We start from the raw sequence: 25003 nt of genomic DNA, 5'->3' as shown, positions 1-25003 counted from the left end.
TTGCGGGGACGGGGCCGGCTGAGGCTCGTGGCCCGTCGCCGTCTGCACCCGGCGCGCGCGGCTCGTGGCCCGTCGGTCGAGTGCGCGTGATGCCCGCTCGTGGCCGACATCGTGCGTTTCTGTCACTCATTCCACCACTCGACGATCACTGAGACCATAGAGTGGATTCTGATTGATCGTTCCGATCAATTCTGACGAGGTGAAGAAGGCGACGGTGATCGAAATGGCCAACCTCGACGAGACCGACCGGAGGATCCTCGCGGTGCTCGACAGCGACCCCCGTCGCCCGGTGGCCCTGATCGCCCAGGATCTCGGCCTGGCCCGCGGCACCGTGCATTCCCGGCTCGACCGCCTCGAATCCGGCGGCTACCTGCGCGCGCACAGCTCGCGCATCCTCCCGCAGGCGCTGGGTCGCGGTGTCGCCGCCTCGATCCTGGTCGAGCTCGATCAGCATCAGATCACCGCCGCGATCGACGCGCTCAGTCGCGTCCCCGAAGTCCTGGAGTGCTTCGCCCCCGCGGGTGACACCGACCTGCTGCTGCGCGTCGTCGCGAAGGACCCGGACGACCTCTACCGCGTGGCCGAGGTCGTGCGCCTGTGCCCCGGGATCCTGCGCACCTCGACGAGCCTGTTCCTCCGCGAGGTGATCCCGTACCGGGTGAGCGCACTGCTGCAGGCGCAGTAGGGTCCCCCGAGAACGAGGCACCCACGCGATCAGGCCCGCGGCGCGAGGCCCGCGTAGAGCAGTCCGCCGGACTGGGGATCGGTCATCACGAGGACCTGCTCCCCCACCCTCGGGATCTCCAGACGCGACACGAGCGCCTGGATGGCGACCGCCTGGGCACCGAGCTGCAGCGTGAGCACGATGCTCGGGTTGTCGTTGATCGTCTGCCCCGTGTCCTGCATGCCCAGCACCGTCGCCGGCTGCGTCGGCACACCTGCGGCCCGCAGCCCCGCCACGTGATCCGCCCGATGGATCGACGCGGTCGCCTGCTGCATCGACGCGGTGAACTCGCTCCCCATGAACGCCTTCGTCATCTTGCCCATGAACCCGCGTCCTGCGGCGATGTCATCCGCCATCTGCAGCGCCTCCTCCTGGCGTTCCTGCGACGACTTCCGGTTGAACAGTCCCATGATCACTCCCTCTGTTGTGGTCGTGATCACACGCTATTCAGGCGCGGCGACTACCGATCACAGGATCCGCGCGCCCGGCACGGGGCCGTGCACGTGCAGCGGATCGAGGCCCGCATCGCGCAGCATCGTCTGCACGTCCTGCGCGGTCTCCGGGTCAGGGCACAACAGCGCGATCGTGGGACCGGAGCCCGAGACGATCCCCTGCAGCGCACCCGCGTCGACGCCCTGACGGATCACTTCGTCGAGGTCGGGACGCTCGAAGACGGCCGCCGCCTGCAGGTCGTTGAACAGGCCCTCCGCGAGCAGGGCCGCGTCGCCGGACCGGAGCGCCTGGAGCACGGGGATGGGCACGTCCAGCGACATCGGCGGGTCGTCGGCGAGCGCGCCCTCTTCGCCGCGGAGGAGGTCGAGCCGCTCGTACACGACCGGCGTGGACAGACCTTGCTCACTCGTGACCAGGATCCAGTCGAACCGCCCTCGCGCGAGGGCGGGGTTGAGCTGGTCGCCCCGGCCGGTACCGACCGCGGTGCCGCCGTGCAGAGCGAACGGCACGTCGGCGCCCAGGCGCGCGGCGAGGTCGTGCATCCGCGCCGGTGAGAGGCCGGTGCCCCACAGCGCGTCGCAGGCGACCAGTGCCGCCGCGGCATCCGCCGATCCGCCGCCCATGCCGCCGGCGACGGGGACGCTCTTGCGGATCTCCAGCGCCACGCCGCCGGTGTACTCCGTGGCCGCCGCGAGCAGCTTCGCCGCGCGCATCGCGAGATTCCGGTCGTCGAGCGGCACCGAGTCCACGTCTTCGACGCCGGTCACCGTGAGCGAGAAGTCGTCGGCGTGCCGCGCGATCACGTCTTCGTACAGCGACACCGCCTGGAAGACGGTGGCGAGCGCGTGATACCCGTCGTCATGGCGCCCGCCGACACCGAGGTAGACGTTGATCTTCCCCGGTGCGCGCACGTGCACGGATCCGGCGGACGCGGCGACGCTCATGATGCGGTCACAGCTCCGAGGACTTCGCCCACAGGTTCACGTCGATCGCTCCGGCGAGCTCGTCGATGCGGGCGAGCTCCTCATCGGTGAGCGCCGGGCCGTTCACGGCCGCGATGTTCTCGTCGAGCTGCTCAGGACGCGAGGCGCCGATCAGCGCCGAGGCGACGACGGGGTTGCGCAGGGTCCACTGCAGCGCCAGCTGCGCGAGCGACTGGCCGCGTCCCTTCGCGACCTCGTTCAGCGACCGCAGCGTCTGCACGGCCTCATCGTCGAGCGGCGCGTCCGGGAGCGAGCCGCGCTTCTGCGCCCGCTCCGCTGTGCCGTCGCCGAGGTACTTGTCGGTGAGCAGGCCCTGCGCCAGCGGCGTGAAGGCGATCGCCCCGAGGCCGTTCTGCTCCAGCGTCTCGGTCAGCCCGTCCTCGACCCAGCGGTTCAGGATCGAGTACGCCGGCTGGTGGATGACCAGCGGTGTGCCGAGCTCCTTCGCGATCGCGACCGCCTCGGCCGTGCGCTCCGCGCTGTACGACGAGATGCCGACGTAGAGCGCCTTGCCCTGACGCACGAGAGTGTCGAGCGCGGCGACCGTCTCGGCGACCGGTGTCACCGGGTCGGCCCGGTGCGAGTAGAAGATGTCGACGTGGTCGAGACCCATGCGGGTGAGCGACTGCTCGGCACTCGCGAGGATGTACTTGCGGCTCGCGAAGTCGCCGTACGGCCCGGGCCACATGTCCCAGCCGGCCTTCGACGAGATGATCAGCTCGTCGCGGTACGGACGGAAGTCCTCGGCGAAGATGCGACCGAAGTTCTTCTCGGCCGAGCCGTAGGGCGGGCCGTAGTTGTTGGCCAGGTCGAAGTGCGTGATGCCGTTGTCGAACGCGTGGCGCAGCAGCGCGCGCTGGTTGTCGAGCGGGATGTTGTCGCCGAAGTTCCACCACAGGCCGAGCGAGATCGGCGGCAGGTACAGACCGGACGTGCCGACCTGACGGTAGGCGAACTGCTGATAGCGGCTCTCGTCGGCCGTGTACGGGCGGTGCAGTTCGGGAACATCGGGGCTGAAGCGCGGAGAGTCGGTCACCGTGCCAGATTAGTCCCTGATGCCGGCCCCGGTGATCGAGACGGCGTGCTGCGCGATGCGCTGATAATCGTCGACGCTGAGGTCTTCGCCTCGGGCGGTCGGCGCCACCCCGGCCGCGATCAGGACGTCGGATGCGGCGCCGGAGCTGCCGAAGATGCCCGACAGCGCCTGACGGAGCATCTTCCGACGCTGGTTGAATGCCGCATCCACGATCTGGAACGTGCGGCGGCGTTCCTCCTCGCTGCCGCGCTCGCCCTCCGAGCGGTCGAAGCCGACGAGCAGGCTGTCGACGTTCGGCACGGGCCAGAACACCTGCCGCGACACGGTGCCGGAGAGCTTCCATTCCCCATACCAGGCGGCCTTCACGCTGGGAGTTCCGTAGATCTTCGACCCGGGCTTGGCGGCCAGCCGCTCCGCGACCTCGGACTGCACCATGACGACCCCGCGCTTCAGGTAGGCGAAATTCTCGAGGAAATGCAGGAGCACCGGCACCGAGATGTTGTACGGCAGGTTGGCGACGAGCACGGTCGGCTCGCCGTGCAGCTCGGTGACGCGCAGAGCGTCGGCGTCGACCACCATGAGGCGGTCCGGCTCGACGCCGTGCTCAGCTGCCGTCTGCGCCAGGCGGGCGGCGAGGCGGTGATCGATCTCGACCGCGGTGACGGATGCCCCCGTCTCGAGGATCGCGAGAGTGAGAGAGCCGAGACCCGGCCCGACCTCCACGACGCGCTCCCCCGGCTGCACACGGGCGGCCTGCACGATCTTGCGCACCGTGTTGGCGTCGACGACGAAGTTCTGTCCGAGCTTCTTGGTCGGGGTCACGTCGAGCTCGGCGGCGAGGCGGCGGATCTCGGTGGCGCCGAGCAGCGTGATGGTCATCCCTCCATTGTCCCCCACCGTCAGTAGTCTTTCGGGATGCCCTCTCTCGGTGAACTCGTCGCGCCCCGCCGCATGGGCCGGGATTTCCGATGGCTTCTCGCCTCGTCCTGGACGAGCAACGTCGGTGACGGCGTCGCCCTCGCGGCGGCACCGCTGCTGATCGCCTCGATGACCTCGTCGCCGATCCTCGTCGCGGCGGGCGCGATCCTGCAGTTCCTCCCGTGGCTGCTCTTCGGCCTGCACGCCGGGGCGATCGCCGACCGGTTCGACCGACGGCGCCTGGTGATGTTCGCCAACGCCGCACGCGCGGTCGTGCTCGCCGGGCTCTGCGTGTTCCTCGTGACCGGATCCGCGAACATCTGGATCGTCCTCGCCGTCGCCTTCCTCTACGGCACCGCCGAGGTGTTCGTCGACACAGCGGGCAGCACGCTGCTGCCGATGCTCGTGAAGCCCGACGATCTCGGCGTCGGCAACGCGCGGCTGCAGGCCGGCTATCTCGTGGCGAATCAGTTCGCAGGTCCCCCGCTGGGCGCCTTCCTGTTCGCCGCGGGGACCGCATGGCCGTTCCTGCTCGAGATCGTGTGCGTGAGCCTCGCGGTCGTGCTGATCTCGCGCATGGCCAGGACGCCCGTCCCGCCCAGGGCGACCGACACCCACCCGCCCGTCCATACGGACATCGCCGAGGGGCTGCGCTGGCTCTGGCGCAACCCGCCGGTGCGGATGCTGGTGCTGATAATCCTGGTGTTCAACGTCACGTGGGCGGCTCCGTGGGGCGTGCTGGTGCTGTACGCGACCGAGCACCTGCACATGGGTGCCGTCGGCTTCGGCGCTCTCACGACGGCATCCGCGGTCGGCGGCCTCCTCGCGACGGTCAGCTTCGGCTGGCTGGAGCGACATGTGTCGTTCGCGACGCTGATGCGCGTGGTCCTGTCGCTCGAGGTGCTCATGCACCTCTCGTTCGCGCTGACAACCGTGGGCTGGGTGGCGCTCGTGATCATGTTCGTGTTCGGCGCCTACGCGTTCGTGTGGGGCACGATCTCGACGACCGTGCGCCAGCGGCTGGTGCCCGCCGAGCTCCAGGGCAGAGTCGCCTCGGTCAACATGGTCGGCGTCTTCGGCGGCATGGTCATCGGCCAGGCGCTCGGCGGCGTGATCGCTCAGATCTGGGGTCTGACCGCACCCTGGTGGTTCGCCTTCGCCGGTGCAGCGCTCACCCTCGTGTTCGTGTGGAAGCCGATCTCGCAGATCGTCTCCGCGACTCAGTCGAACGAGCCTCAGTCGAACGAGCCTCAGTCGAAGGAGCCGTAGACCCGGAGGGTGTTGGCGGCGAGCTGGGTCGAGAGTTCGTCGACCTCGAGTCCGAGCTCGGCAGCCATGAAGCGCACGGTGATCGGCACGAGGTACGGCGCGTTCGGCCGCCCGCGCAGCGGCACCGGCGTCAGGAACGGCGCGTCCGTCTCCACGAGGATGCGATCGAGCGGCGTGACCTTCAGGGCATCGCGCAGGTTCTGAGCGTTCTTGAACGTGACGTTCCCGGCGAACGACAGGTGGTAGCCGGCGTCCGCGCAGATCCGGGCCATCGCGTCGTCTCCCGAGAAGCAGTGGAAGACCGTGCGCTCCGGGGCGCCGACGCGGCCGAGCGTCTCGAGCACCGCATCGTGCGCGTCGCGGTCGTGGATCTGCATCGCGATGCCGTGCTTCTTGGCCAGCGCGATATGCGCTTCGAATGACGCGAACTGCGGCGCCTGCCGCTCGGGCTCGGTGCGGAAGAAGTCGAGTCCCGTCTCGCCGATCGCGCGCGTGCGCGGGTGCGCGGCGAGCTCGTCGATCACGGCGATCGCCTCGTCGAGGCGGCCCTCCTCGGCGTACGTCGGCGCGTCGTTCGGGTGGATGGCGACGGCCGCCAGCACGCGAGGATCGGATGCCGCCGCCTCGACGGCCCACCGCGACGACTCGATGTCGCCCGAAGCCTGCACGACGCCCGCGATGCCGACGGCCTGCGCCCGGTCGAGCTGCTCGGTCAGCGAGAGCGGGTCGTCGCCGTCGAGGATCTCGAGGTGCGCGTGGTTGTCGTAGACGGGTACCGCGAGCGGCTCGGGAGCGGACGGATACTTCAGATCCTTGCGCCCGTCTCCCGAGCGTTCGCGGACGTACGTGTCAGCCATGAGTCAGGCCGTGGACTCCACCCGCGGGAACAGCGGCGCGAGTCCGTTGACGCTCGTGCCGGGCCGCAGAGCACCCCAGTCGCCGGCCTCGCGGATCGGCTGGTCCTGCAGACGCCCCAGCGTCTCCCCGGCGCCGAGCGCGTGCCAGAGCTTCTCGGTGGACTGCGGCATCACCGGCGAGAGCAGCACGGCGAGTGCCCGCAGGCCCTCGGCGCACGTGTAGAGCACGGTGCCGAGGCGACCGCGCTGGTCCTCGTCGCGGGCCAGCGCCCACGGCTCGTTCTCGGTGATGTAGCCGTTCAGCGCGTCGACGATCGTCCAGATCGACGAGATGGCCTCGTCGATGCGGAACTGCGTGATGGCGGCATCCGCCTTCGAGGCGGCATCCGCCACGATCTTCTGGATCACCACGTCCTGCTCGGTGTAGTCGGCCGGCGGCGGCACGATGCCCTCGAAGTACTTCTCGATCATGGCCGTCGTGCGCGAGGCGAGGTTGCCGAAGCCGTTCGCGAGCTCGGACTGGTAGCGCGCCGACAGGTCTTCCCACGAGAAGGAGCCGTCCTGCCCGAAGGCGATCGCCGAGAGGAAGTAGTAGCGGTACGCGTCGGAGCCGAAGACGTCGGTGATCTCGGTCGGCGCGATGCCGGTGAGCTTCGACTTCGACATCTTCTCGCCGCCGACCAGCAGCCAGCCGTGCGCGAAGACGCCCTTCGGCACCTCGAGCCCGGCCGCCATCAGCAGCGCCGGCCAGATCACCGCGTGGAAGCGCAGGATGTCCTTGCCGACCACGTGGTACGCGGGCCAGCGGCGCGCGAAGGTCTCCTCATCGGAGCCGTATCCGACCGCGGTCGCGTAGTTCAGCAGCGCATCGACCCACACGTAGATGACGTGCGACTCGTCCCACGGCAGCGGGATGCCCCAGTCGAAGGTCGAGCGCGAGATCGACAGGTCCTTCAGGCCCTGGCTCACGAACGAGACGACCTCGTTGCGCGCCGAATCCGGGCGCACGAAGTCGGGCTGCGTGCGGTACAGCTCGAGCAGGCGGCCCTGGAACTCGCTGAGCTTGAAGAAGTAGTTCTTCTCCTGCAGCAGCTCGAGCGGCTTGGAGTGGATCGCGCAGACCTTGAGGCCCTCGAAGGGTCCGGTGCCGTCGACGATCTCGGACTCGGGCTTGAACTCCTCGCAGCCCACGCAGTACAGCGCCTCGTACTCGCCCGCGTAGATGTAGCCGCGGTCGTACAGGCGCTGGAAGAACGTCTGCACGTTGGTCTCGTGGCGCTCCTGGGTGGTGCGGATGAAGTCGTCGTTGGCGACGTCGAGCGTCGTCAGCAGCGGGAACCAGCTCTCGCTGACGAGCTTGTCGACCCATTCCTGCGGCGTGACGTTGTTGGCGGCCGCGGCCCGCAGCATCTTCTGGCCGTGCTCGTCGGTGCCCGTCAGCATCCAGGTGTCGTCCCCCGCCTGGCGGTGCCACCGCGCGAGGGTGTCGACCGCCACCGACGTGTACCCGTGACCGATGTGGGGCACGTCGGAGGGGTAGTAGATGGGCGTGGTGATGTAGAACGATTCGCCTGCGGGCATGGGGACAATTCTAGGTGCCGCAACGCGGGTGATTGCGCGCTCAGCCGACGGAGACCTCGATGCGGTGCCAGCCCTGAGCGCCGTTCGGAGCCGGGGCCGCCGGCTGGTCCGTCTGGGTCTCTCCCTCGACGCTGATCGCGCGGCACTCGATCGTGTGCCGACCGCTCTCCGCCGTCCAGGGCAGGCTCCATTGCACCCAGGTGTCGGCCGAGATCGCGTCGGCGAGCTCGGCACGCTGCCAGTCGCCGTCGTCGACGCGGACCTCGACGCCCTCGACGCCGACGTGCTGCTGCCAGGCCATCCCGGCGATCACCGACTCCCCCGCATCGACCGAACCGCCGCGCGGCACGTCGATGCGGGACTGGAGCTTGATCGGACCGTGGTCCGACCAGCCACGCGGCGTCCAATACCCCATGGCCTTGTCGAAGCGGGTGACCTCGAGCTGCGTGACCCACTTGGTCGCGGAGACGTAGCCGTACAGGCCGGGGACGACCATCCGCACCGGGAAGCCGTGCTCCATCGGCAGCGGTTCGCCGTTCATCCCGATCGCGAGCAGGGCGTCCCGATCGTCGGTGAGGGCCTCGAGAGGAGTGGATGCCGTGAAACCGTCCGACGAGGTGGACAGCACCATGTCGGCATCCGCGGACACCCCCGCGCGGGCGAGCAGGTCGCGGATCGGATGTCCGAGCCAGCGTGCATTGCCGATCAGGGATCCGCCGACCTCGTTCGAGACGCAGGCCAGGGTCACGTCGGCCTCGTCCATCGGCAGGGCCAGCAGCTCGTCCCAGGAGATGACGACCTCGCGATCGACCATGCCGTGGATGCGCAGCGACCAGTCGGCCGGGTCGATCCGCGGCACGATCAGCGCCGTGTCGATGCGGTAGAAGTCGATGTTCGAGGTCACGACCGGCGCGAGGCCTGGGATGTCCAGCTCGGCTTCCGCCGGGACGGCCGGGGCCGTGCGGGTTGCTTTCGGAAGCTGCAGCGCCGAGCGCACCACGTCGATCGAGCGGGTCGCTCCGCGAGCGATGTTGCCCACGATGAGCGACACGACGCCGACGGCGGCGGTGCCCGCGGTCCAGATCAGGAATCGCCGCCGATCCACGCCGTCGGGAGCGAGGCCGGCGATCGGCCGCAGCCGGCGGATCAGGAGGCGCACCGCGATCACCGCGACGACGCCGGCGACGAGGCCGGGCAGCCACGCGAAGGGACCTGCACCGGGACGGATCATCGCCGCCACGACGGCGAGGGCGCCGAGCCCGCCCAGGATCGTCGCGCCGATGCCCGACCGACGGAGCTCCAGAAGCCCGGCGGCGGCAGCGACCACCACCAGCACCACGGCGATCCCCGTGAGGAGCGCGATCTTGTCGCCGGTGCCGAACAGCGCGATGGCCGTGTCCTTCGCCCAGGCCGGTGCGAGGTCGATCAGACCGCCACCGATCACGGCGAAGGGACTCGCCGCAGGTTCGACGATCGCCGCCACCAGCTCGGCGAAGCCGACGCCGACGACCGCGGCACTGAGTCCCGCGGCCGCCGACCGCAGCCGATCAGTCCGCTTGTCCACGATCGCGTGCGTCATGTCCAGAGCGTAACCCCGCGGGACGGTGCCTCGGCTGTGCGCTCAGAATCCGTTGCGACGAGCCACCTCGCCCAGCCAGGCGAGGGAGGGCTTCGGGTGGCGCTCGAACGTCTCGTGATCGAAGCCGATCAGCCCGAATGTCGGCCGGAATCCGCTCGCCCACTCGTAGTTGTCGAGGGCGCTCCAGTGCTGGTACGCCCGCACGTCGATGCCGTCGGAGATCGCGCGGTGCAGCCCCTCCAGCGCGCCCTGCGTGTAGGCGACGCGTCGCGTGTCGTCGGCGGTGGCGATGCCGTTCTCGGTCACCAGGACCGGCACGCCGCCACTGCGCTCCCACGCGCTGCGCACGCCCATCTCGAGCGCCTCGGGGAAGAACTCCCAGCCGGTCAGCGTGGTCTCCACGTCGTCCGCGACCGGCAGTGGGCCCTCCGGACCGATGAAGGTGCGGGTGTAGGCCTGCACGCCGACGAAGTCGTCACCGGCGGACTGGTCGAGGTACCAGTGGTCGCGCGGGTCGCCGTAGGCGGAGAGCATCTCGTCGGCCCCCGGCTCGCCCGTGGAGTGGAAGGCCTGGGTCGCGATGGTCCAGCCGGCCTGCGCGCCCGACACGGAGTGCACGATCTCGGAGGCGCGGTGGTGCGCCTCGAGCAGGGTGTCGGCGACCGCGAGGTCGGGGTTCGGGAGACCGTAGGCGACGAGATTCGCGGCATCCTCTCCCCCGGCGAGCATCGCGGCGATGTTCGGCTCGTTGATCGTGCAGACGTAGGTGACGCCCTCGAGGATCGGCAGCACGGTCTCGACGTAGCGCGCGAACAGATCGACGGCGTCGTCCGCCCGCCAGAACCCGTCCTTCTGGAACCACTGCGGCACCGTGAAGTGCATCAGCGTCACGGTCGGGTCGAGCCCGTTCTCGCGCGCGGTGTCGATCATGCGGCGGTAGTGGTCGAGCATCGCCCGCGAGACGAAGCCGCGCTCGGGTTCGATGCGCGCCCACTCCACGGAGAACCGGTACGAGTTGAGTCCGGCATCCGCCAGCAGACGCATGTCCTCCGGGTACCGGTGGAAGTGATCGGCCGCATCGCCCGACGGCTCGACCATCGGAGAGCCGGGCGCTTGCTCCATGGCCCACCAATTGCTGGTCGTGTTGTTCCCCTCCACCTGATGGGCTGCGGTCGCAGCTCCCCAGAGAAAGCCGTCAGGGAATGTGAGCACGAGTGCTCCTTTCGTGGTGTGGTCTATCGGATTCGCGCAGGATTCGGCACGGCGTCCAGCAGCTGGACGGTGTACGGATCCTCCGGATGCTGCAGCACCTCGCTCGTCTCGCCGCGCTCGACGACCCGCCCGCTGTTCAGCACCAGGATGTTCTCCGTCACGAGTCGAGCGCTCAGCAGGTCGTGCGTGATGTAGAGCATGCTGATGCCCCACCGTTCGCGCAGATCCTCGAGCAGGGCCAGGACGCCGGCACGGAGCGAGACGTCGAGCATCGACACAGGCTCGTCGGCGATCAGCACCTGCGGATCGCTCGCGAGGGCGCGGGCGATCACGACGCGCTGGCGCTGCCCGCCGGAGAGCTGGTGCGGCAGCTTCGCCGCGAACTGCTCCACCGGCGTGAGGCCGACGGTCTCGAGCAGCCCGAGCACGCGGTCCCTGGCCTCCTGCCCGCGCAGCTTCGTGTAGTTCATGACCGGCCGCGTGAGGGCGTATTCCACCGTGTGCAGCGGATTGAGCGCCGCATACGGATCCTGGAACACCATCTGCACGTCCTTGCGGAGGTCACGCAGTCCGCGCCGCTTGAGCGACGCCACGTCGGTGTCGCCGAAGCGCACGGTCCCCGAGGTCGGCTTCTCGACGCCGGTGATCAGCTTCGCGATGGTCGACTTGCCCGATCCAGAGGCTCCGACGAGCGCGAGCGCCTCCCCCGGTTCGAGCCGGAACGAGACGTCGTCGACGGCGGTGACGGCATCCTGGCCGCGGCGGGGCGCCGGGTAGAGCTTCGACACGCCCTCGACCACGATCGCGGCATCCGCACGGCGCGCGTCGCGCTCCGACACGGTCGGCACGGTCTCGGTGACGTCGGTGCGTGAGCGCCCCTCACGGCGCCGCGTTCCGAGGTCGACGAACCCGGGGATCGAGATCGTCTTCGCCCGCGGGTCGGCGTAGTGGCTCAGCAGCATCCGCGTGTACTCGTCGCTGGGGTCGTCGAGGATCTTGCGGCTCGACGCGTCTTCGACGATCCGCCCCTCGTGCATCACCATCACCCGATCGGTGGCCTCGAGCACGATGCCGAGATCGTGGCTGATGAGGATGGCGGTGAAGTGCTCGGCGTGCTGCAGCTCCTTGATCGTGTCCATCACGGCGTGCTGCACGAGCACGTCGAGCGCGGTGGTCGGCTCGTCGAAGACCATCAGCTGCGGTTCCAGCGACAGGGCCAGCGCGATCGACGCGCGCTGTCGCATGCCGCCCGAGAGCTCGCCGGGGTAGCGCTTCAGCACCTCGGGGTCGAGACCGACCTTGCCGATGAGCTCACGGGCACGAGCGTCGCGCGACTCGCGCGGCACGTGACCGTGCGCCGCGAAGATGTCCTGGAAGTGCGCACCGACGGTCCGCACCGGGTTGAGGGCGTTCATGCCCGACTGCAGCACCATGGCGAATCCGCCCTGGCGCTGCCGGCGCAGCTCCTCGGTGCCGAGCTCGCGGATGTCGCGCCCGCCGAACAGGATGCGGCCGCCGCTGATCCGGGCCGGCGGCTTCTGCAGCCGCGTGAGGGCGAAGCCCAGCGTCGACTTTCCCGATCCGGACTCTCCGACGAGGCCGACGAACTCGCCGCGTCGGAGGGTGAACGACACGTCGTGCACCGCCGCGACCGGGGTCGTGCCGGGTGAGGCGTACTCGACCGACAGGTTCTGCACGTCGAGCAGGATCTCGTTCTGTTCGGGGGCGGTCATCGTCCCTTCCCCTCTCGCAGGCGCGGGTTGGATATGCCGTCCACGCCGAAGTTGATGAGTGTCAGGCTCAGCGCCAGGAGGGCGATGCAGAGACCGGGGGCGAACAGCAGCAGCCACTGCCCGGTGAGCAGCGAGTTGGAGTTCTGCGCCCAGTAGAGCATCGTGCCCCAGCTGACGATGCTGGAGTCGCCGAGTCCGAGGAACTCGAGGCCCGCCTCGGCGAGGATCGCCGCGGTGGCCGCTCCGAAGAGCGTGCCGGCGATGATCGACGTCATGTTGGGGAGGATCTCGCGGAACACGATCCGCGTCCTGCTGTCGCCGGAGAACTGCGCCGAGGTGACGAAGTCGTTCCCGCGGAGGGACTGCGTCTGGCTGCGGAGCACTCGCGCGCCCCACGCCCAGCCGGTGACCACGATGACGGCGATGATCATCAGGATGCCGCCGTTCTGCAGGTACGCGGCGATCACGATCATGAGCGGCAGGCCGGGGATCACGAGGAACAGGTTCACGATGAAGCCGATCACGTCACCGGCGAAACCGCGCATGTAGCCCCAGCTCAGCCCGATGAGGACGGCGACGATCGTGGACAGGATGCCGGCGGCGAAGCCGACGAGGATGCTGATCTGCGAGCCGTAGATCAGCTGGCTGAGCACGTCCTCCCCCGCTGCCGTGGTGCCGAGCCAGTGGGCTGCGGACGCATCGGCGTTGCGGTCGAAGTCGTTGTCCTTGGGTCCGTACGGCGCCAGCAGCGGGGCGAAGATGGCGACCAGCACGAAGACACCGAGGATGCAGAGCCCGAGGCGCGCCTTGCCGTTGGACCAGAGGGTGCCCACCATCCGCCCGAAGGCCCGCCAGGGGCTGGGAGCGGCGATGCGGTCGGCCGGGAGCTTGACGTTCATGGTGGAGGTCATCGGCGAGTCCTCGGGTCGAGTACCCCGTAGAGGATGTCCACGAGGAAGTTGGCGATGAGCACGCTCACCGTGATCATCAGGAAGAGCGCCTGCATGAGCGGGTAGTCCTGCCCGATCACGGCGTTGAAGAGCAGGTATCCGATACCGGGATAGCCGAAGACCTGCTCGACGAGGATCGATCCGCCGACCACGCCGCCGAGCGTGAGCCCGAAGCCGGTGAGGTTGGGGAGGATCGCGTTGCGGGCCGCATAGCGGACGGCGATCGTGCGGCCGCGGAGGCCGTTCGCCTCGGCGAAGGTGATGTAGTCCTCACCGAGCGTGTTGATCATGGCGTTGCGCATGCCGATGATCCAGCCGCCGAGAGATGTCAGCAGGATCGTCAGCGCCGGGAGCACCGCGTGCTGGGCGAGGTCGCCGATGAACTCCCAGGTGAACCCTGGTGTCGTCGTCGCGGCGTAGGCGCCGGTCGTCGGGAACCAGTGCAGCACGTAGCCGAGGAAGAACAGCAGCAGCAGCGCCGTCCAGAAGTACGGGAACGTGCTCAGGAACGAACCGGTGAGCGTCGGCAGGCTGTCGAGCCAGGTTCCGCGACGCCAGGCCGCGGCGACGCCGATCAGCGTGCCGATGATGAACGCCAGGATCGTGACGATCCCGACGAGCCCGATCGTGTACGGAAGTGCGGTCGACACCATGCTCGACACCGACTGCGGGTAGAAGGTGTACGAGACGCCGAAGTCGAGTCGTGCGACCTGACCCAGGTAGGTCACGTACTGATCCCACATGGACCCTGTCGGCACACCGAGCTGGGCCTCGATCGCCGCACGAGTGGCATCCGACACCGGACCGTTCTGCGCGAGCTTCGCGATGGCGGCATCCGCGGGAGATCCCGGCATGAGGCGAGGGAGGAAGAAGTTCAGGGTGACCGCTGCCCACAGGGTGAGCACGAACAGACCCAGTTTCTGGAGGACGTACTTCACTGGTCGTCTCCGTTCACGCGCTTCAGGTTGATGAAGATCCCGAGCGGCGCGTTGTCGTAGTTCTGCGGGATCATGTACGGATCCTCCTCGGAGGGCCAGCCGGTGAACTTGGCGTCGCTGAACAGACCCCAGATGCCCCCGTAATAGAGGCCGATGACGGGCATCTGGTCGTAGACGATGCCCTGCAGTTCCTGCACGATCTCGGTCTGACGGGCGGTGTCGACCGTGCCGCGGTACTCCGCGAGCAGCGCGTCGGCCTCTTCGGACTGGAAGCGCTCGAAGTTGTTCGCGGTCGCCTCGCCGGACGGCACGTAGAACTCGCTCGAGAGCAGGTTGTTGTAAGCCTGGTAGACGTCGCCGCCACCCATGCCGCCGATCGCCATCTCGAAGTCGCCGTTGCTGATGGCGCTCTGGTAGCCGGCGGGCTGCGGGAGCTTCAGCGTGACCTTGACGCCGACGTCCGCCAGCTGGCGCTGCACGGTCTGCGCAGCCCTCGTCCAGTCGGAGTAGCCGTTGGCGGTGGTGATCGCGAACTCGAGCTGCTCGCCGTCGGGACCTGTGAGGCGGTCGCCGTCGAGCGTGTAGCCCGCCTCTTCGAAGGCCGCGAGCGCGGCATCCTTGTCCTGCGTGATCATGCCCTGGTCGGGGATCTCGGGGTCGAGGTACTCCTCCTGGTTCGGCAGGATGAGGCCGGTCTGGCCTGCAGGTTCCATGTATCCCTCGGATGCCGTCTCGGCGATCTCCTCGCGGTCCAGCGAGAGCGCGATGCCGCGGCGCACGTTCACGTCGTCGAACGGCGCGACTTCGAGGTTCGGCAGCAGTGCGATCACGCCGCCCGGCGGGAACCACCACTTGTTGTCGGGACTCGCTGCTCCCCACGTGCCCTCGACGTCGGAGATGAACGAGTACGACCAGTCGTAGCCGCGGCTGACGGTGTCGAGCTGCGAGTTCGTCGCGGGCAGGATGATGTGCTCGATCTCGATCTTGTCGGCCTGCCAGTAATCGGGGTTCTTGTCCACCGAGTACTGCTGGTTGTTGTAGTTGCCGAGCACGAACGGGCCGGTGCCGACGGGCTTCTCATTGAGATACGTGCCCGGGTCCTTGACGTCTTTCCAGAGGTGCTCGGGAACGATCATGGTCTGTCCGAGGATCGTCAGCGCGGGGGCGTCGTCGCCCTGCAGGTGCAGGATGACCGAATCGCCGTCGGTCTCGACGCTCTCGAGGTGCTGCCAGGCACCCTTGATGTCGAGCGACGGGTTGTCCTTCAGGAGTTGGAACGTGAAGGCCACGTCGTCGGCGGTGAATTCCTCGCCGTCGCTCCAGGTCACGTCGTCGCGCAGGGTCATCACGATCGTGCGGGCGTCGGGCTGCTCCCACTCGGTCGCCAGCCACGGGGTGAGCGACCCGTCGAGATTGTTCATCAGGATCAGCGGCTCGTAGATCCACCGCGAGGCGGTGCGCGTGTTCGTCAGATAGGGGTTGAAGTTCTGGTTGAAGAACGGGTTCCCCTTGTCGGCGTTGATCAGCATCGTGTCGGCGCCGATCGAGGGATCCGGCTGCGACGTGATCTGGATGCTGCATCCGCTCAGTACGACCGCTGCGCCGGCGAGGGCGACGACAGCCGCTCTCCGCCAGCGTCGTAACGACAACTTTGTCTTCATGATGCGATTGTAAGCGCATACATTTCGGGACGGCAACCCCTTGACACTGGCTGAGGCGCGTGCCCGTGACGCTCGAGCCGCGGTCAGGAAGGGCGGAGCGAACTCTCCCGCATCACGATCTCGAGCGGCAGACTGACCGCGACGGGCGCCGCATCGGGCCGCTCCAGTCGACGCGCCAGGACCTGCACCGCCGCGCGACCGAGCTCGATCATCGGCTGGCGGACCGTGGTCAGCCGAGGACGAGACAGAGAGGCCGCCTCGATGCCGTCGAAACCGGTCACGATCAGGTCCTTCGGCACCTCGATCCCCGCAGATCGGAAGACGTCCAAGGCGCCGAGCGCCATCTGATCGTTGGCCGACATGAGGGCCGGCGGCAGGCCGTCGGCGAGCATCTCCTCGGCGGCCCGGCGACCGGATGCGCGCGTGAAGTCTCCGCGAACGACGAGGACATCTTCGATGCGGATCCCGGCCTCCGAGATCGCGCGGGAGAATCCGTCCCAGCGCTCTGCGCCATCCGGCGAGTCATCGGGACCGGCCAGATACGCGGGCGCGGCTCCGCCGGTCTGCGCGAGCACACGTCGCGTCAGTTCGGCCATCGCCTCGGCGTTGCTCACGGTCACGTGGTCGTAGTCGTCGCCGCGGGAGCGTCCGGACAGCACGACGACCGGGGTGCGCAGGGCGAGGCGCGCCAGCACGTCGTCGGGCACGCTGTTGGCCAGCACGACCAGACCGTCGACGCGTCCTGCCATGTCGCGCACGGTCGAACGGTCCGGGTCATCGCGCCCGACGCCGACCATGAGCACGAAGCCCTGCTTCCACGCCTCCAGCTCGGCGCCGCGCAGCACCTCGTCGAGGAAGAACATCGTGGAGTGCTCCTCCGTGGCATCCGTGGCGTCCTGCACCACGGTGAAGGGCGATGTCGAGCCGGCGTGCGCGGAGAGGACATCGAGTGCCGGGGCCTCTTCCGCGGCGTCGAACCCCGGGAAGTACAGGCCGAGCACACCGGTGCGCCGCTCGGCGAGGCCGCGCGCGCTGCCGCTCGGCACATAGCCCAGGGCCGAGACGGCATCGAGCACCCGCTCACGGGTGACGGGGCGAACGGCATCCGGTGAACGCAGCACCCGGGACACCGTCGCGATCGAGACGCCGGCGCGGTCGGCGACGTCGTACACCGTGGCCGCCTTGCTCACGATCGTGCCCTTCTTTCCCGTCATCGTGCCCAGGGTACCCGGCGCGCGATCAGAGCTCCGTGGGGACGCACGCTCATCTCGCCGGGTTCCCGCTCCCGCTGCTCGGTGAAGGTCACCTCGAATCCGGCATCCGTCAGCAGCGCGCCGAGCGCGTCGGCCGACCAGAAATGGGCGGTCGTGACGGCGTGCGCGAACGGCTGACGGGGCTCTCCGACGAAGAAGCCGAGGAGCAGGCTGCCGCCGGGCGCGAGCACCCGCGCGAACTCGCGCAGCACCACCGGCACCTCGGACGGGTCGGTGTGGATCAGGGAGTACCAGGCGAGGATGCCGCCCACCGACGCATCGGCCGCAGGGAGCTCACGGAAGGACGCCTGTTCGAAGCGGACATCCGGATGGTTCCGGCGAGCGAATCGCAGGAACTCCGCCGAGATGTCGACGCCCACCGATTCTCGGCCCGCGTCGTGCAGGAATCGCGTCCAGTGGCCGGGTCCGCAGCCCGCATCCAGGACAAGTCCCGCGGTCTCGTCCCGCCAGCGCCCGATCAGCTCCCGGTCGCGCGGATCCATCAGCTCGATGGTTCCGCCCAGACGCACGTAGTCGACGGCTCTGCTGTCGTACGCGATTCCGACGGCGGCATCCGCATCTTCCGGACGCTTCGCGAGGACATGTGCGTCAGCCGAGGATGAATCCGGCGGGTTCGTCCTCGGCGGGCGCTTTCGTCCTTCGGACGCGCTCCCGATCTCGGGGCTCATGACGAGCGGGCGGCCAGAGCGGCTTGGTACAGATCGCGGGACGACAGTCCGGTCAGCGCGGCGACCTCGGAAGCGGCGTCCTTGAGTCGGATGCCGTCGGCCACGAGCTTCTGCACCTGGGCGAGGGCATCCTCCGGGGAGGCATCCCGTCGCGTGGCACCTTCGACGACCACGACGATCTCGCCCTTCACACCGTTCTCCGCCCAGGCGACGAGGTCGGATGCCGTGCCCCGGCGCACCTCCTCGTAGAACTTCGTCAGCTCGCGGCACACGGCGATCCGGCGGACATCGCCGAAGGCGGCGCCCATGTCGGCGAGAGCGCTTGCGAGGCGGGCAGGCGACTCGAAGAACACCATGGTGCGCGCCTCGGACGCGAGCCCGCGCAGCACCGAGCGCCGCTCCCCCGGCTTGCGCGGCAGAAAGCCCTCGAACGTGAAGCGGTCGGTGGGCAGGCCCGAGATCGCGAGGGCCATGAGCACGGCGCTCGGCCCCGGGATCGCGGTCACGGTGACACCCTGCGCGACGGCCTCGGCCACCAGACCGTAGCCGGGGTCGCTGACGGTCGGCATGCCCGCGTCGCTCATCACCACGACGTCGGACTCGGCGGCGAGCGCGGCGATCTCCGCCGCCTTCTGCTTCTCGTTGTGGTCGTGCAGTGCGATCAGCCGCGGTCGGTTGTCGATCTGCAGCGCCTTCAGGAGCTTCTGCGTGGTGCGCGTGTCTTCGGCGACGATCGTCTCCGCGTTCTCCAGCACCTCCACCAGACGACGGGACACGTCGCCGAGATTTCCGATCGGCGTGGCGGCGAGGATGATCACCCGCTCAGCATAGGCGCGTTGTCTAGGCTGGACCGGTGACCGCGCCCGAGCCTCTGCTGCCTGCTCCTGAGGACCGGTTGACGCGCTACGGACAGCTGCGAGACCGCCTGCTGCAGAGCCCGGACTGGGGGCGCGCCGTCCACTGGCTCGCCCCGCTGCTCGTCACGGCCGTCGCGGCCGTGCTGCGCCTGGTCAATCTCGGCCACCCGCACCAGCTCGCCTTCGACGAGACCTACTACGTCAAGGACGCGTGGTCGCTGTGGACGCTCGGCTACGAGGGCGTCTGGGGCGAGAACGCGAACGAGGCCTTCATCACGCTGCAGGAGCTGCCGCTCTCCGACAAGGGCGCGTTCGTCGTGCATCCGCCGCTCGGCAAGTGGCTCATCGCGCTCGGGATGGCGATCGGCGGGCCCGACAACAGCGCGGGATGGCGCCTGGCGACAGCGGTGCTCGGCACGGCATCGGTCCTGCTCGTGTACCTGATCGCCCGCCGGTTGAGCGGTTCCGTCGTCGTGGCGACCGTGGCCGGCACGCTTCTCGCGATCGACGGTCTGAGCATCGTCTTGAGCCGGATCGCGCTGCTCGACGGCATCCTCACGTTCTTCGTGCTGCTCGGGGCGCTGTTCGTGCTGCTCGATCGGCAGCGCACGATCCCGCTGCTCGAACGACGGGATCCCGAGGCGCCGGATCCGTTCTGGGGCCCGGTGCTGTGGCGCCGCCCGTGGCTCATCGCGGCGGGGGCTGCGCTGGGCGCGGCATCCGCGGTGAAGTGGTCGGGGCTGTACGCCCTGGCTGCGTTCGGACTGTACGTCGTCGTGACGGATGCCCTCGCCCGCCGCCGTGCCGGCGTGGTGCTCTGGCCCACCGCCGCCGCGTTCAAACAGGGTCCGGTGTCATTCGTGCTGCTGGTGTTCCCCGCGCTGGCGGTCTATCTGGTCAGCTGGACCGGATGGCTCGTCACCGCAGGTGGCTACGACCGGCAGACCGACGCGAACCCTCTCGTCGCGCTGTGGAAGTACCACCAGTCGATCCTCGGGTTCCACGTCGGGCTGACCAAGGGCCACCCCTACGCGAGCCCCGCCTGGGAGTGGCCGTTCCTGCTGCGGCCGACCGCGGTGTGGGTCGGTTCGGACCCCGGTCCCTGCGGCACGGACCACTGCATCGCCGTGATCTCCTCGATCCCCAACCCGCTGATCTGGTACGGCGGCGTGGCCGCGTCCGTGTACCTGATCTACCGGCTGGTGCGCGGCTGGATCACCCGCCGGCCGGTGGGCGCCGAGGTCGGACTGCCGCTCGTCGGTCTCGCGGCGACCTACCTGCCGTGGCTGATGTTCCCCGAGCGCACGATCTTCCAGTTCTACACGGTCGTGATGATGCCGTTCCTCGTGATCGGCCTCGCGCTGACCCTGCGGATCATCGCCGGACGACGAGAGGATCCGCTCTACCGACGGCAGTCGGGCGAGCGCACCGTCATGATCTGCCTCGTCGTCGTCGTGCTGGTGTCGGCGTTCTTCTACCCCGTGTGGACCGGCATGAGCGTGCCGTACGACTTCTGGCTGCTGCACAACTGGTTGCCGGGATGGGTGTGAGACGCGGATGGGAGCCCCCTCCGACTTCGAGTTCCAGGTACGCGGTGAGGACGTCGTGATCCGACATCACGGGAAGACGGCGACGACGCTGCGCGGCGCGAGCGCTCAGGAGTTCCTCGCGCAGGTGGAGCACGGCGATCCGCAGCTGCTCATGGCGCGGGTCACCGGGAACTACCGACGCGGCAACGAACGCGCGGCGAGACAGCATCCCCGCAACGCGCGCTGAGGGTCAGCGCGCCACCGGGAGCGCGGCGGGGTCGCTCACCGGCAGCCGGCACACGAACGCGTGGCAGTCGTACGCACGCTCGGGTATGGCGGCCTTTCCCTCGAACAGCTCGAACCCGGCTTCGGCGAAAGCCTCGGCCTGCGCCGGGGTGACCACGGCGATCACGTCGGCGTCGGTGCGCAGCGCCGCGCCGGCGAGTGCACCGGCGGGATCTGCTGTGACGGTCACGACCTGACGCGGAGCGGACGCCAGACCCGCCGCGACCCGCAGCAGACTGCCGTGCGCGAAGGGCTGCTCGACCGCGCGGACGGCCAGCGAGCGGACAGTCGCCGCTGCGGACTCTCGGTACCGGTCCCCCGCTCCCAGCCGCCAGGCCGTGAGCGACGCCGCGGCGACAGCGGCGGCATCCGAGGGGAGATCACCGTCGGTCTCGTCGGGCGAGACCGCGATGCCGTTGGCCGTCAGCAGCGGATCGCCGCCGACCCCCTCGAGCACATCGTCGAGGAGCCCGCGGGCCGTCACCGCCCAGGAGGCATCCCCGGTCGCCGTGGCGAGGGCGAACAACCCGTCGGCCAGGAGTCCGAGGTCGGCTGCCGTCGCGACGGCGGCCGAGGGGATGCCGTCGAGCGACGCACGGACGAGCGCGCTCCGCTCGTCGCGATTGACGCGCAGCACGTGGGTCGCTGCGGCGGCGGCGGCATCGATCCACGAGGACTCTTCGAGAGCGGCGCCGGCGCGGGCGAGCGCCCCGATCGCGAGGCCGTTCCAGCCCGTGATGACCTTGCCGTCAACAGCCGGAGGCTGCAGCTCCGCGCGCTCCGGCACGGCGCGCAGGTAGTAGCCGCCTTCGCTGCGCGCTCCGTCGATCCACGACTCGGAATCCTGTGCGGAGCCGAAGCCGCCGTCGACGCGCCGCAGCACGGCCAGCAGGAAGGTCGCGATGCCGCGTGCGGTCTCGTGGTCTCCGGCATCGAGGGCGACCTCGAGAAGCTGCGCGTTGTCGGTCAGCATCCGCTCGTAGTGCGGCACGGTCCAGTCGCGCTGGGTCGCGTAACGGAAGAACCCGCCGTCGTCATCGCGCAGAGCGGACCCCGCCATCGCGGTGAGCGCGCGCCGGGCCGATGCCGCGGCATCCGGAGCGTGCTGCCGAATCAGCGGGTCCTGCAGGAACCGCAGCGTCGTGGCGACCGGGAACTTCGGGGCGCTGCCGTATCCCCCGAAGGCTCGATCCTCCCGGGCGGAGATCGTCTCGGCCGCGGCGGCGATGGCGGCGGGGTCCGGCAGATCGGCCGGGACCGATTCGGCCGCCCGCGCGAGCGCGTCGGTCACAGCATCCGCCGACTCCTCCGCCTGCGCACGACGCAGCGTCCACGCCTCCTGCACGGCGGCCAGCACGTCGCGGAACGCCGGCATCGGCGGGCGCGGCTCCGGCGGCCAGTACGTGCCGGCGTAGAACGCCCGTCCGCGCGGGGTGGCGAACACGGTCAGCGGCCAGCCGAGATTCTGCGTGAAGGCGGATGCCGCGGCCATGTAGGCGCCGTCGACCTCCGGGCGCTCCTCGCGGTCGACCTTCACTGCCACGAACCCGTCGTTCATCAGAGCAGCCGTCGTCGGATCGGCGAACGACTCCCGGGCCATCACATGGCACCAGTGGCACGTCGAGTAGCCGATCGAGATCAGCAGCGGCACGTCCCGCCGCTGCGCCTCGGCGAACGCCTCTTCACCCCAGGGATACCAGTCCACGGGGTTGTCGGCATGCGCTCGCAGGTACGGGCTGAGGGTGTCGGCGAGCCGGTTGGTCATGCCCTCACGCTACGCGCCCGCAGGGCGCCGGGTCACGAGACGAGCAGCTCCACCGGCCGCGACGCCGCGTATCCCACCAGCGGCAGAGCGCGCTCCGCGGCGAGGGAGATGCGCGACTGCAGGATCTCGGAGGCGATCTCGTAGCCGTCGAAGTCGGTATCGCTCGCGTAGACGCCGAGCGGCAGAGTGAGGGCCTGGAAGAAGCCGAACAGCGGGCGCAGCTGATGCTCGATGATCAATGCGTGCCGCTCGCCGCCGCCGGTCGCCGCCAGCAGCACCGGCTTGCCGACCAGGTCGTACTGTCCGACGAAGTCGAAGAGGTGCTTGAAGAGGCCGGTGAACGAGGCCCGGTAGACGGGGCTGCCGACGATCAGCAGGTCGGCGGTCTCGATCGCCCGCAGCTTCTCCTCGACCTCGGGCGGAAGCTGGTCGCGGCGCAGCGCCCCGGCGAGACCGGGACCGATCTCCGTGAGCTCGATCAGCTGCGCCTCGATCGGGGCTCGCTCGCCGATGGCGGCCGTGATCGCGCGGACGAGGGCGGTCGTCTTGCTCGGCTCGTGCAGGGAACCCGACACGGCGACGACACGGAACGGAGCTGTCATGACATCGACGGTACCCACGACGACGCCCCGTGTCGCGGAGCGCGACACGGGGCGTCATGTGAGCAGTACGGGTCAGTTCACCTCGTCGGGGTGCGAGCCGACGCGACCCGAACCGTCGAGGGGGTCGAGGGCGTCGATCGCCGCGACCTCGGCGTCGGTCAGCGTGAAGCCGAACACGTCGAGGTTCTCGCGCAGGCGCTCGGCACGCACCGACTTCGGGAAGACGATGATGCCCTTCTGCAGGTGCCAGCGGAGGACGGCCTGCGCGGGGGTGACTCCGTGCGCCGCCGCGGCATCGGCGACAGCCGGCGTGCCGAAGAGGTCGTACTTGCCCTGGCCGAGCGGGCCCCAGGCCTCGGTGCGGATGCCGTGCTCGTCGGACCACGCCACCACGTCGCGCTGCTGGTAGGCCGGGTGCAGCTCGATCTGGTTCACGGCCGGCACGACGCCGGTCTCGTCCACCACGCGCTCCAGGTGCGGGACCAGGAAGTTCGAGACGCCGATGCTGCGGGTCAGGCCCGCCTCGCGCAGCTCGACGAGCTTGGCGAAGGCGTGCACGTAGTCGTCCTTCGCGGGCGTCGGCCAGTGCACGAGGTAGAGGTCGACCTTCTCGAGCCCGAGCTTCGTCAGGCTCTCGGCGATGGCCGCACGCGGCTCCTCGTCGTGGTGGCGGTCGTTCCAGAGCTTCGTCGTGATGAACAGCTCGTCGCGAGCGATGCCGGAGGACGCGATGGCCGCGCCGACGCCCTCCTCGTTGCCGTAGATGGCGGCGGTGTCGATGTGACGGTAGCCGATCTCGAGGGCCTGGCTCACCGCGCGCTCCGTCTCATCGGCAGGCACCTTGAAGACGCCGTAGCCGAGCTGGGGGATGGAGTTGCCGTCGTTGAGTTCGAGTGCAGGAATGGTCATGGATCCAGCCTATGACCTGTGATGACAGGCAAGGTGGGAATTCCCGCCATCGCCGACGCCCCTCGCCCCACGAGGCGCTCGAGCGGACCGCGTCCGAGGAACATCGACCAGAGGGTCGCGCCGAGGAGCAGTCCGATCGCCGTCAGACCCCAGAATGCGTTGCTCGTGAAGAACCCGCCCGGACCGACGAGCAGCACGATCGACACCACGTGCACGCTGTATGCCGTCAACGGCATAGATCCGAGCGCACCCAGCGGCAGCAGCGGCCAGCGGAGGGGTCGGCTCAGCAGCAGGCACAGCGCGACCACGGCGAGCGCGAACCCGCCGGAACCGAGGACCTCGGCCGTCCCGCCGGTGTGCGGGTCGACCGCGAACACCGCGGAGATCGCCGCCTGGAGCGGATCGCTCTGCGCGAGTGCCTCCGGATACCCGGCCCATCCACTCGGGGCGGACAACGAGGCACCGTCGCCCGACTCGGCGGGCACGGCGCCGAGCGCCGCCCCTGCTGCCCCCAGACCGTATCCCCCGACCGCGAGCAGGATGCCGACGGCGAGGGCGACGACCGCGGTGCGGATCCGCTCGACATGCAGGCGGCCCAGCGCCATGCCGCCCAGGACGAGAGCCATCCAGACCGTGATCGGGTACGAGCCGTAGAGCACGAATCCGATGCCCGCGCCGAACGGATGCAGCGCCACGGCGGCGAGGAAGGCGAGCAGCGCCGGGCCGATGAGGGCGAGGACGGCGGCGGCGGTGAGCAGCTGCCACGGTCGCCAGCGCAGGAACGGGATCACCGCGACGTAGATCAACCCGTACAGCGTGAGGATCACGGCGATCGGGGTGTTCAGCATCTCCAGAGCGAGGCCGATGACGAAGATCACGGCTCCTCGTCCGACCAGGCTGAGGCGGAGGTACGGAAGGCGCTCGCGTTCCGGCAGGGCGGAGCGGCCGGTCATCAGGGCGATCGACACCCCCGCGAGCACCGCGAACAGGATCGAGGAGCGGCCGTTCACCAGGTCGGTCCACGAGCCCGGGTCGCCCCAGTCGAAGGTGCGGGTATCGCCGATGTGCGCCCCGGCCATGCCGAGGATCGCGAGACCGCGTGCGACGTCGAGTCCGAGGATGCGCGGCGGGCGCCCGAATCCGCGAAGCCAGCTCACGGGTGGGAAGACGTTGGTCACCTCATGATCGTATGGTGCGATTCCCGGCATACGATGGAGGGC

23 protein-coding genes are annotated in these 25003 nt (G+C 69.3%); 4 read left to right on the top strand and 19 right to left on the bottom strand.

The window, feature by feature from the left end:
* The first annotated feature begins 223 nt into the window (after window positions 1-223).
* A complete protein-coding gene (locus tag LC452_RS19470) occupies window positions 224-685 on the top strand; it encodes an Lrp/AsnC family transcriptional regulator (RefSeq protein ID WP_223628578.1) in 462 nt (153 codons plus the stop codon).
* Between the two features lie 29 nt (window positions 686-714).
* On the opposite strand, the gene LC452_RS19465 is transcribed toward LC452_RS19470, so the two are convergent.
* The 4 genes from LC452_RS19465 to rsmA are packed head-to-tail and all read right to left on the bottom strand — an operon-like array spanning window position 715 to window position 4075.
* A complete protein-coding gene (locus LC452_RS19465) occupies window positions 715-1134 on the bottom strand; it encodes a hypothetical protein (RefSeq protein ID WP_223628351.1) in 420 nt (139 codons plus the stop codon).
* A 57-nt stretch (window positions 1135-1191) separates the two neighbouring features.
* Window positions 1192-2121, bottom strand: a complete 930-nt coding sequence (locus LC452_RS19460) for a 4-(cytidine 5'-diphospho)-2-C-methyl-D-erythritol kinase (RefSeq protein WP_223628349.1) — start codon at window positions 2119-2121, stop codon at window positions 1192-1194.
* Window positions 2122-2128: 7 nt separating this feature from the next.
* Entirely contained in the window at window positions 2129-3196 is a 1068-nt protein-coding gene (gene mgrA, locus LC452_RS19455; protein WP_223628347.1) for an L-glyceraldehyde 3-phosphate reductase, read from the bottom strand.
* Between the two features lie 9 nt (window positions 3197-3205).
* Window positions 3206-4075, bottom strand: coding sequence for a 16S rRNA (adenine(1518)-N(6)/adenine(1519)-N(6))-dimethyltransferase RsmA (gene rsmA / locus LC452_RS19450; protein ID WP_223628346.1), 870 nt, complete (start codon window positions 4073-4075; stop codon window positions 3206-3208).
* 36 nt (window positions 4076-4111) lie between these two features.
* Here rsmA and LC452_RS19445 point away from each other — a divergent pair, with 36 nt between their 5' ends.
* A complete protein-coding gene (locus LC452_RS19445; RefSeq protein ID WP_223628344.1) occupies window positions 4112-5383 on the top strand; it encodes an MFS transporter in 1272 nt (423 codons plus the stop codon).
* On the opposite strand, the gene LC452_RS19440 is transcribed toward LC452_RS19445, so the two are convergent.
* The 11 genes from LC452_RS19440 to rsmI all read right to left on the bottom strand — a co-directional run bounded on the left by LC452_RS19440 (window position 5365) and on the right by rsmI (window position 18654).
* Complete coding sequence (locus LC452_RS19440) at window positions 5365-6240, bottom strand: TatD family hydrolase (RefSeq protein ID WP_223628342.1); 876 nt, start codon at window positions 6238-6240, stop codon at window positions 5365-5367. The two genes, LC452_RS19445 and LC452_RS19440, sit on opposite strands and share 19 nt — an antisense overlap.
* 3 nt (window positions 6241-6243) lie before the next feature.
* Entirely contained in the window at window positions 6244-7821 is a 1578-nt protein-coding gene (gene metG / locus LC452_RS19435; protein WP_223628340.1) for a methionine--tRNA ligase, read from the bottom strand.
* A gap of 40 nt (window positions 7822-7861) precedes the next feature.
* Window positions 7862-9400, bottom strand: a complete 1539-nt coding sequence (locus tag LC452_RS19430; protein WP_223628339.1) for a molybdopterin-dependent oxidoreductase — start codon at window positions 9398-9400, stop codon at window positions 7862-7864.
* A gap of 42 nt (window positions 9401-9442) precedes the next feature.
* On the bottom strand, window positions 9443-10612 hold the full coding sequence (locus LC452_RS19425; protein WP_223628337.1) for a glycoside hydrolase family 1 protein: 1170 nt from the start codon (window positions 10610-10612) through the stop codon (window positions 9443-9445).
* A 23-nt stretch (window positions 10613-10635) separates the two neighbouring features.
* Window positions 10636-12345, bottom strand: coding sequence for an ABC transporter ATP-binding protein (locus LC452_RS19420; RefSeq protein WP_223628335.1), 1710 nt, complete (start codon window positions 12343-12345; stop codon window positions 10636-10638).
* A complete protein-coding gene (locus LC452_RS19415; protein ID WP_223628333.1) occupies window positions 12342-13256 on the bottom strand; it encodes an ABC transporter permease in 915 nt (304 codons plus the stop codon). The genes LC452_RS19420 and LC452_RS19415 overlap by 4 nt, the downstream gene beginning before the upstream one ends.
* Window positions 13253-14233, bottom strand: coding sequence for an ABC transporter permease (locus LC452_RS19410; protein ID WP_223628331.1), 981 nt, complete (start codon window positions 14231-14233; stop codon window positions 13253-13255). The genes LC452_RS19415 and LC452_RS19410 overlap by 4 nt, the downstream gene beginning before the upstream one ends.
* A complete protein-coding gene (locus LC452_RS19405; RefSeq protein ID WP_223628330.1) occupies window positions 14230-15894 on the bottom strand; it encodes an ABC transporter substrate-binding protein in 1665 nt (554 codons plus the stop codon). Before LC452_RS19405 ends, LC452_RS19410 begins: the two co-directional genes overlap by 4 nt.
* An 83-nt stretch (window positions 15895-15977) precedes the next feature.
* The gene (locus tag LC452_RS19400; RefSeq protein WP_223628328.1) at window positions 15978-17108 is read right to left on the bottom strand and encodes a LacI family DNA-binding transcriptional regulator; all 1131 of its coding nucleotides are present in this window, start codon (window positions 17106-17108) and stop codon (window positions 15978-15980) included.
* Complete coding sequence (locus tag LC452_RS19395; protein ID WP_223628327.1) at window positions 17105-17836, bottom strand: class I SAM-dependent methyltransferase; 732 nt, start codon at window positions 17834-17836, stop codon at window positions 17105-17107. Before LC452_RS19395 ends, LC452_RS19400 begins: the two co-directional genes overlap by 4 nt.
* Complete coding sequence (rsmI, locus tag LC452_RS19390) at window positions 17833-18654, bottom strand: 16S rRNA (cytidine(1402)-2'-O)-methyltransferase (protein ID WP_223628326.1); 822 nt, start codon at window positions 18652-18654, stop codon at window positions 17833-17835. The genes LC452_RS19395 and rsmI overlap by 4 nt, the downstream gene beginning before the upstream one ends.
* A 35-nt stretch (window positions 18655-18689) precedes the next feature.
* Here rsmI and LC452_RS19385 point away from each other — a divergent pair, with 35 nt between their 5' ends.
* Together LC452_RS19385 and LC452_RS19380 are read left to right on the top strand one after the other, a co-directional pair.
* Window positions 18690-20243: a dolichyl-phosphate-mannose--protein mannosyltransferase gene (locus tag LC452_RS19385; RefSeq protein WP_223628324.1), complete on the top strand. Its 1554-nt coding sequence runs from the start codon at window positions 18690-18692 to the stop codon at window positions 20241-20243.
* A gap of 7 nt (window positions 20244-20250) precedes the next feature.
* The gene (locus LC452_RS19380; protein WP_223628322.1) at window positions 20251-20469 is read left to right on the top strand and encodes a hypothetical protein; all 219 of its coding nucleotides are present in this window, start codon (window positions 20251-20253) and stop codon (window positions 20467-20469) included.
* A gap of 3 nt (window positions 20470-20472) precedes the next feature.
* Here the strand turns inward: LC452_RS19380 and LC452_RS19375 are convergent, their stop codons facing one another.
* The 4 genes from LC452_RS19375 to LC452_RS19360 form a co-directional block, all read right to left on the bottom strand.
* On the bottom strand, window positions 20473-22272 hold the full coding sequence (locus tag LC452_RS19375; protein WP_223628320.1) for a thioredoxin domain-containing protein: 1800 nt from the start codon (window positions 22270-22272) through the stop codon (window positions 20473-20475).
* A gap of 32 nt (window positions 22273-22304) precedes the next feature.
* Window positions 22305-22874: an FMN reductase gene (gene msuE / locus LC452_RS19370; RefSeq protein ID WP_136055623.1), complete on the bottom strand. Its 570-nt coding sequence runs from the start codon at window positions 22872-22874 to the stop codon at window positions 22305-22307.
* Window positions 22875-22946: 72 nt separating this feature from the next.
* Window positions 22947-23783, bottom strand: coding sequence for an aldo/keto reductase (locus tag LC452_RS19365; RefSeq protein ID WP_223628319.1), 837 nt, complete (start codon window positions 23781-23783; stop codon window positions 22947-22949).
* Window positions 23780-24961: a heparan-alpha-glucosaminide N-acetyltransferase domain-containing protein gene (locus tag LC452_RS19360; protein ID WP_223628317.1), complete on the bottom strand. Its 1182-nt coding sequence runs from the start codon at window positions 24959-24961 to the stop codon at window positions 23780-23782. Before LC452_RS19360 ends, LC452_RS19365 begins: the two co-directional genes overlap by 4 nt.
* Window positions 24962-25003 lie beyond the last annotated feature (42 nt).

The sequence above is a fragment of the Microbacterium sp. EST19A genome (genome assembly GCF_019969685.1).
Lineage (GTDB): Bacteria > Actinomycetota > Actinomycetes > Actinomycetales > Microbacteriaceae > Microbacterium.
The sequence above is the reverse complement of the archived record's forward strand: the minus strand, read 5'-3'. Positions and strand labels throughout refer to the sequence as shown.

What these genes read in the sequence shown, in the direction of transcription:
- rsmA (WP_223628346.1), bottom strand. Translation starts at nt 4,075, where the DNA reads ATGACCATCACGCTGCTCGGCGCCACCGAGATCCGCCGCCTCGCCGCC.
- metG (WP_223628340.1), bottom strand. Translation starts at nt 7,821, where the DNA reads ATGCCCGCAGGCGAATCGTTCTACATCACCACGCCCATCTACTACCCC.
- LC452_RS19445 (WP_223628344.1), top strand. Translation starts at nt 4,112, where the DNA reads ATGCCCTCTCTCGGTGAACTCGTCGCGCCCCGCCGCATGGGCCGGGAT.
- LC452_RS19400 (WP_223628328.1), bottom strand. Translation starts at nt 17,108, where the DNA reads ATGACGGGAAAGAAGGGCACGATCGTGAGCAAGGCGGCCACGGTGTAC.
- LC452_RS19405 (WP_223628330.1), bottom strand. Translation starts at nt 15,894, where the DNA reads ATGAAGACAAAGTTGTCGTTACGACGCTGGCGGAGAGCGGCTGTCGTC.
- LC452_RS19375 (WP_223628320.1), bottom strand. Translation starts at nt 22,272, where the DNA reads ATGACCAACCGGCTCGCCGACACCCTCAGCCCGTACCTGCGAGCGCAT.
- LC452_RS19415 (WP_223628333.1), bottom strand. Translation starts at nt 13,256, where the DNA reads ATGACCTCCACCATGAACGTCAAGCTCCCGGCCGACCGCATCGCCGCT.
- LC452_RS19440 (WP_223628342.1), bottom strand. Translation starts at nt 6,240, where the DNA reads ATGGCTGACACGTACGTCCGCGAACGCTCGGGAGACGGGCGCAAGGAT.
- LC452_RS19420 (WP_223628335.1), bottom strand. Translation starts at nt 12,345, where the DNA reads ATGACCGCCCCCGAACAGAACGAGATCCTGCTCGACGTGCAGAACCTG.
- LC452_RS19395 (WP_223628327.1), bottom strand. Translation starts at nt 17,836, where the DNA reads ATGAGCCCCGAGATCGGGAGCGCGTCCGAAGGACGAAAGCGCCCGCCG.
- LC452_RS19465 (WP_223628351.1), bottom strand. Translation starts at nt 1,134, where the DNA reads ATGGGACTGTTCAACCGGAAGTCGTCGCAGGAACGCCAGGAGGAGGCG.
- LC452_RS19460 (WP_223628349.1), bottom strand. Translation starts at nt 2,121, where the DNA reads ATGAGCGTCGCCGCGTCCGCCGGATCCGTGCACGTGCGCGCACCGGGG.
- LC452_RS19470 (WP_223628578.1), top strand. Translation starts at nt 224, where the DNA reads ATGGCCAACCTCGACGAGACCGACCGGAGGATCCTCGCGGTGCTCGAC.
- LC452_RS19430 (WP_223628339.1), bottom strand. Translation starts at nt 9,400, where the DNA reads ATGACGCACGCGATCGTGGACAAGCGGACTGATCGGCTGCGGTCGGCG.
- LC452_RS19365 (WP_223628319.1), bottom strand. Translation starts at nt 23,783, where the DNA reads ATGACCATTCCTGCACTCGAACTCAACGACGGCAACTCCATCCCCCAG.
- msuE (WP_136055623.1), bottom strand. Translation starts at nt 22,874, where the DNA reads ATGACAGCTCCGTTCCGTGTCGTCGCCGTGTCGGGTTCCCTGCACGAG.
- LC452_RS19380 (WP_223628322.1), top strand. Translation starts at nt 20,251, where the DNA reads ATGGGAGCCCCCTCCGACTTCGAGTTCCAGGTACGCGGTGAGGACGTC.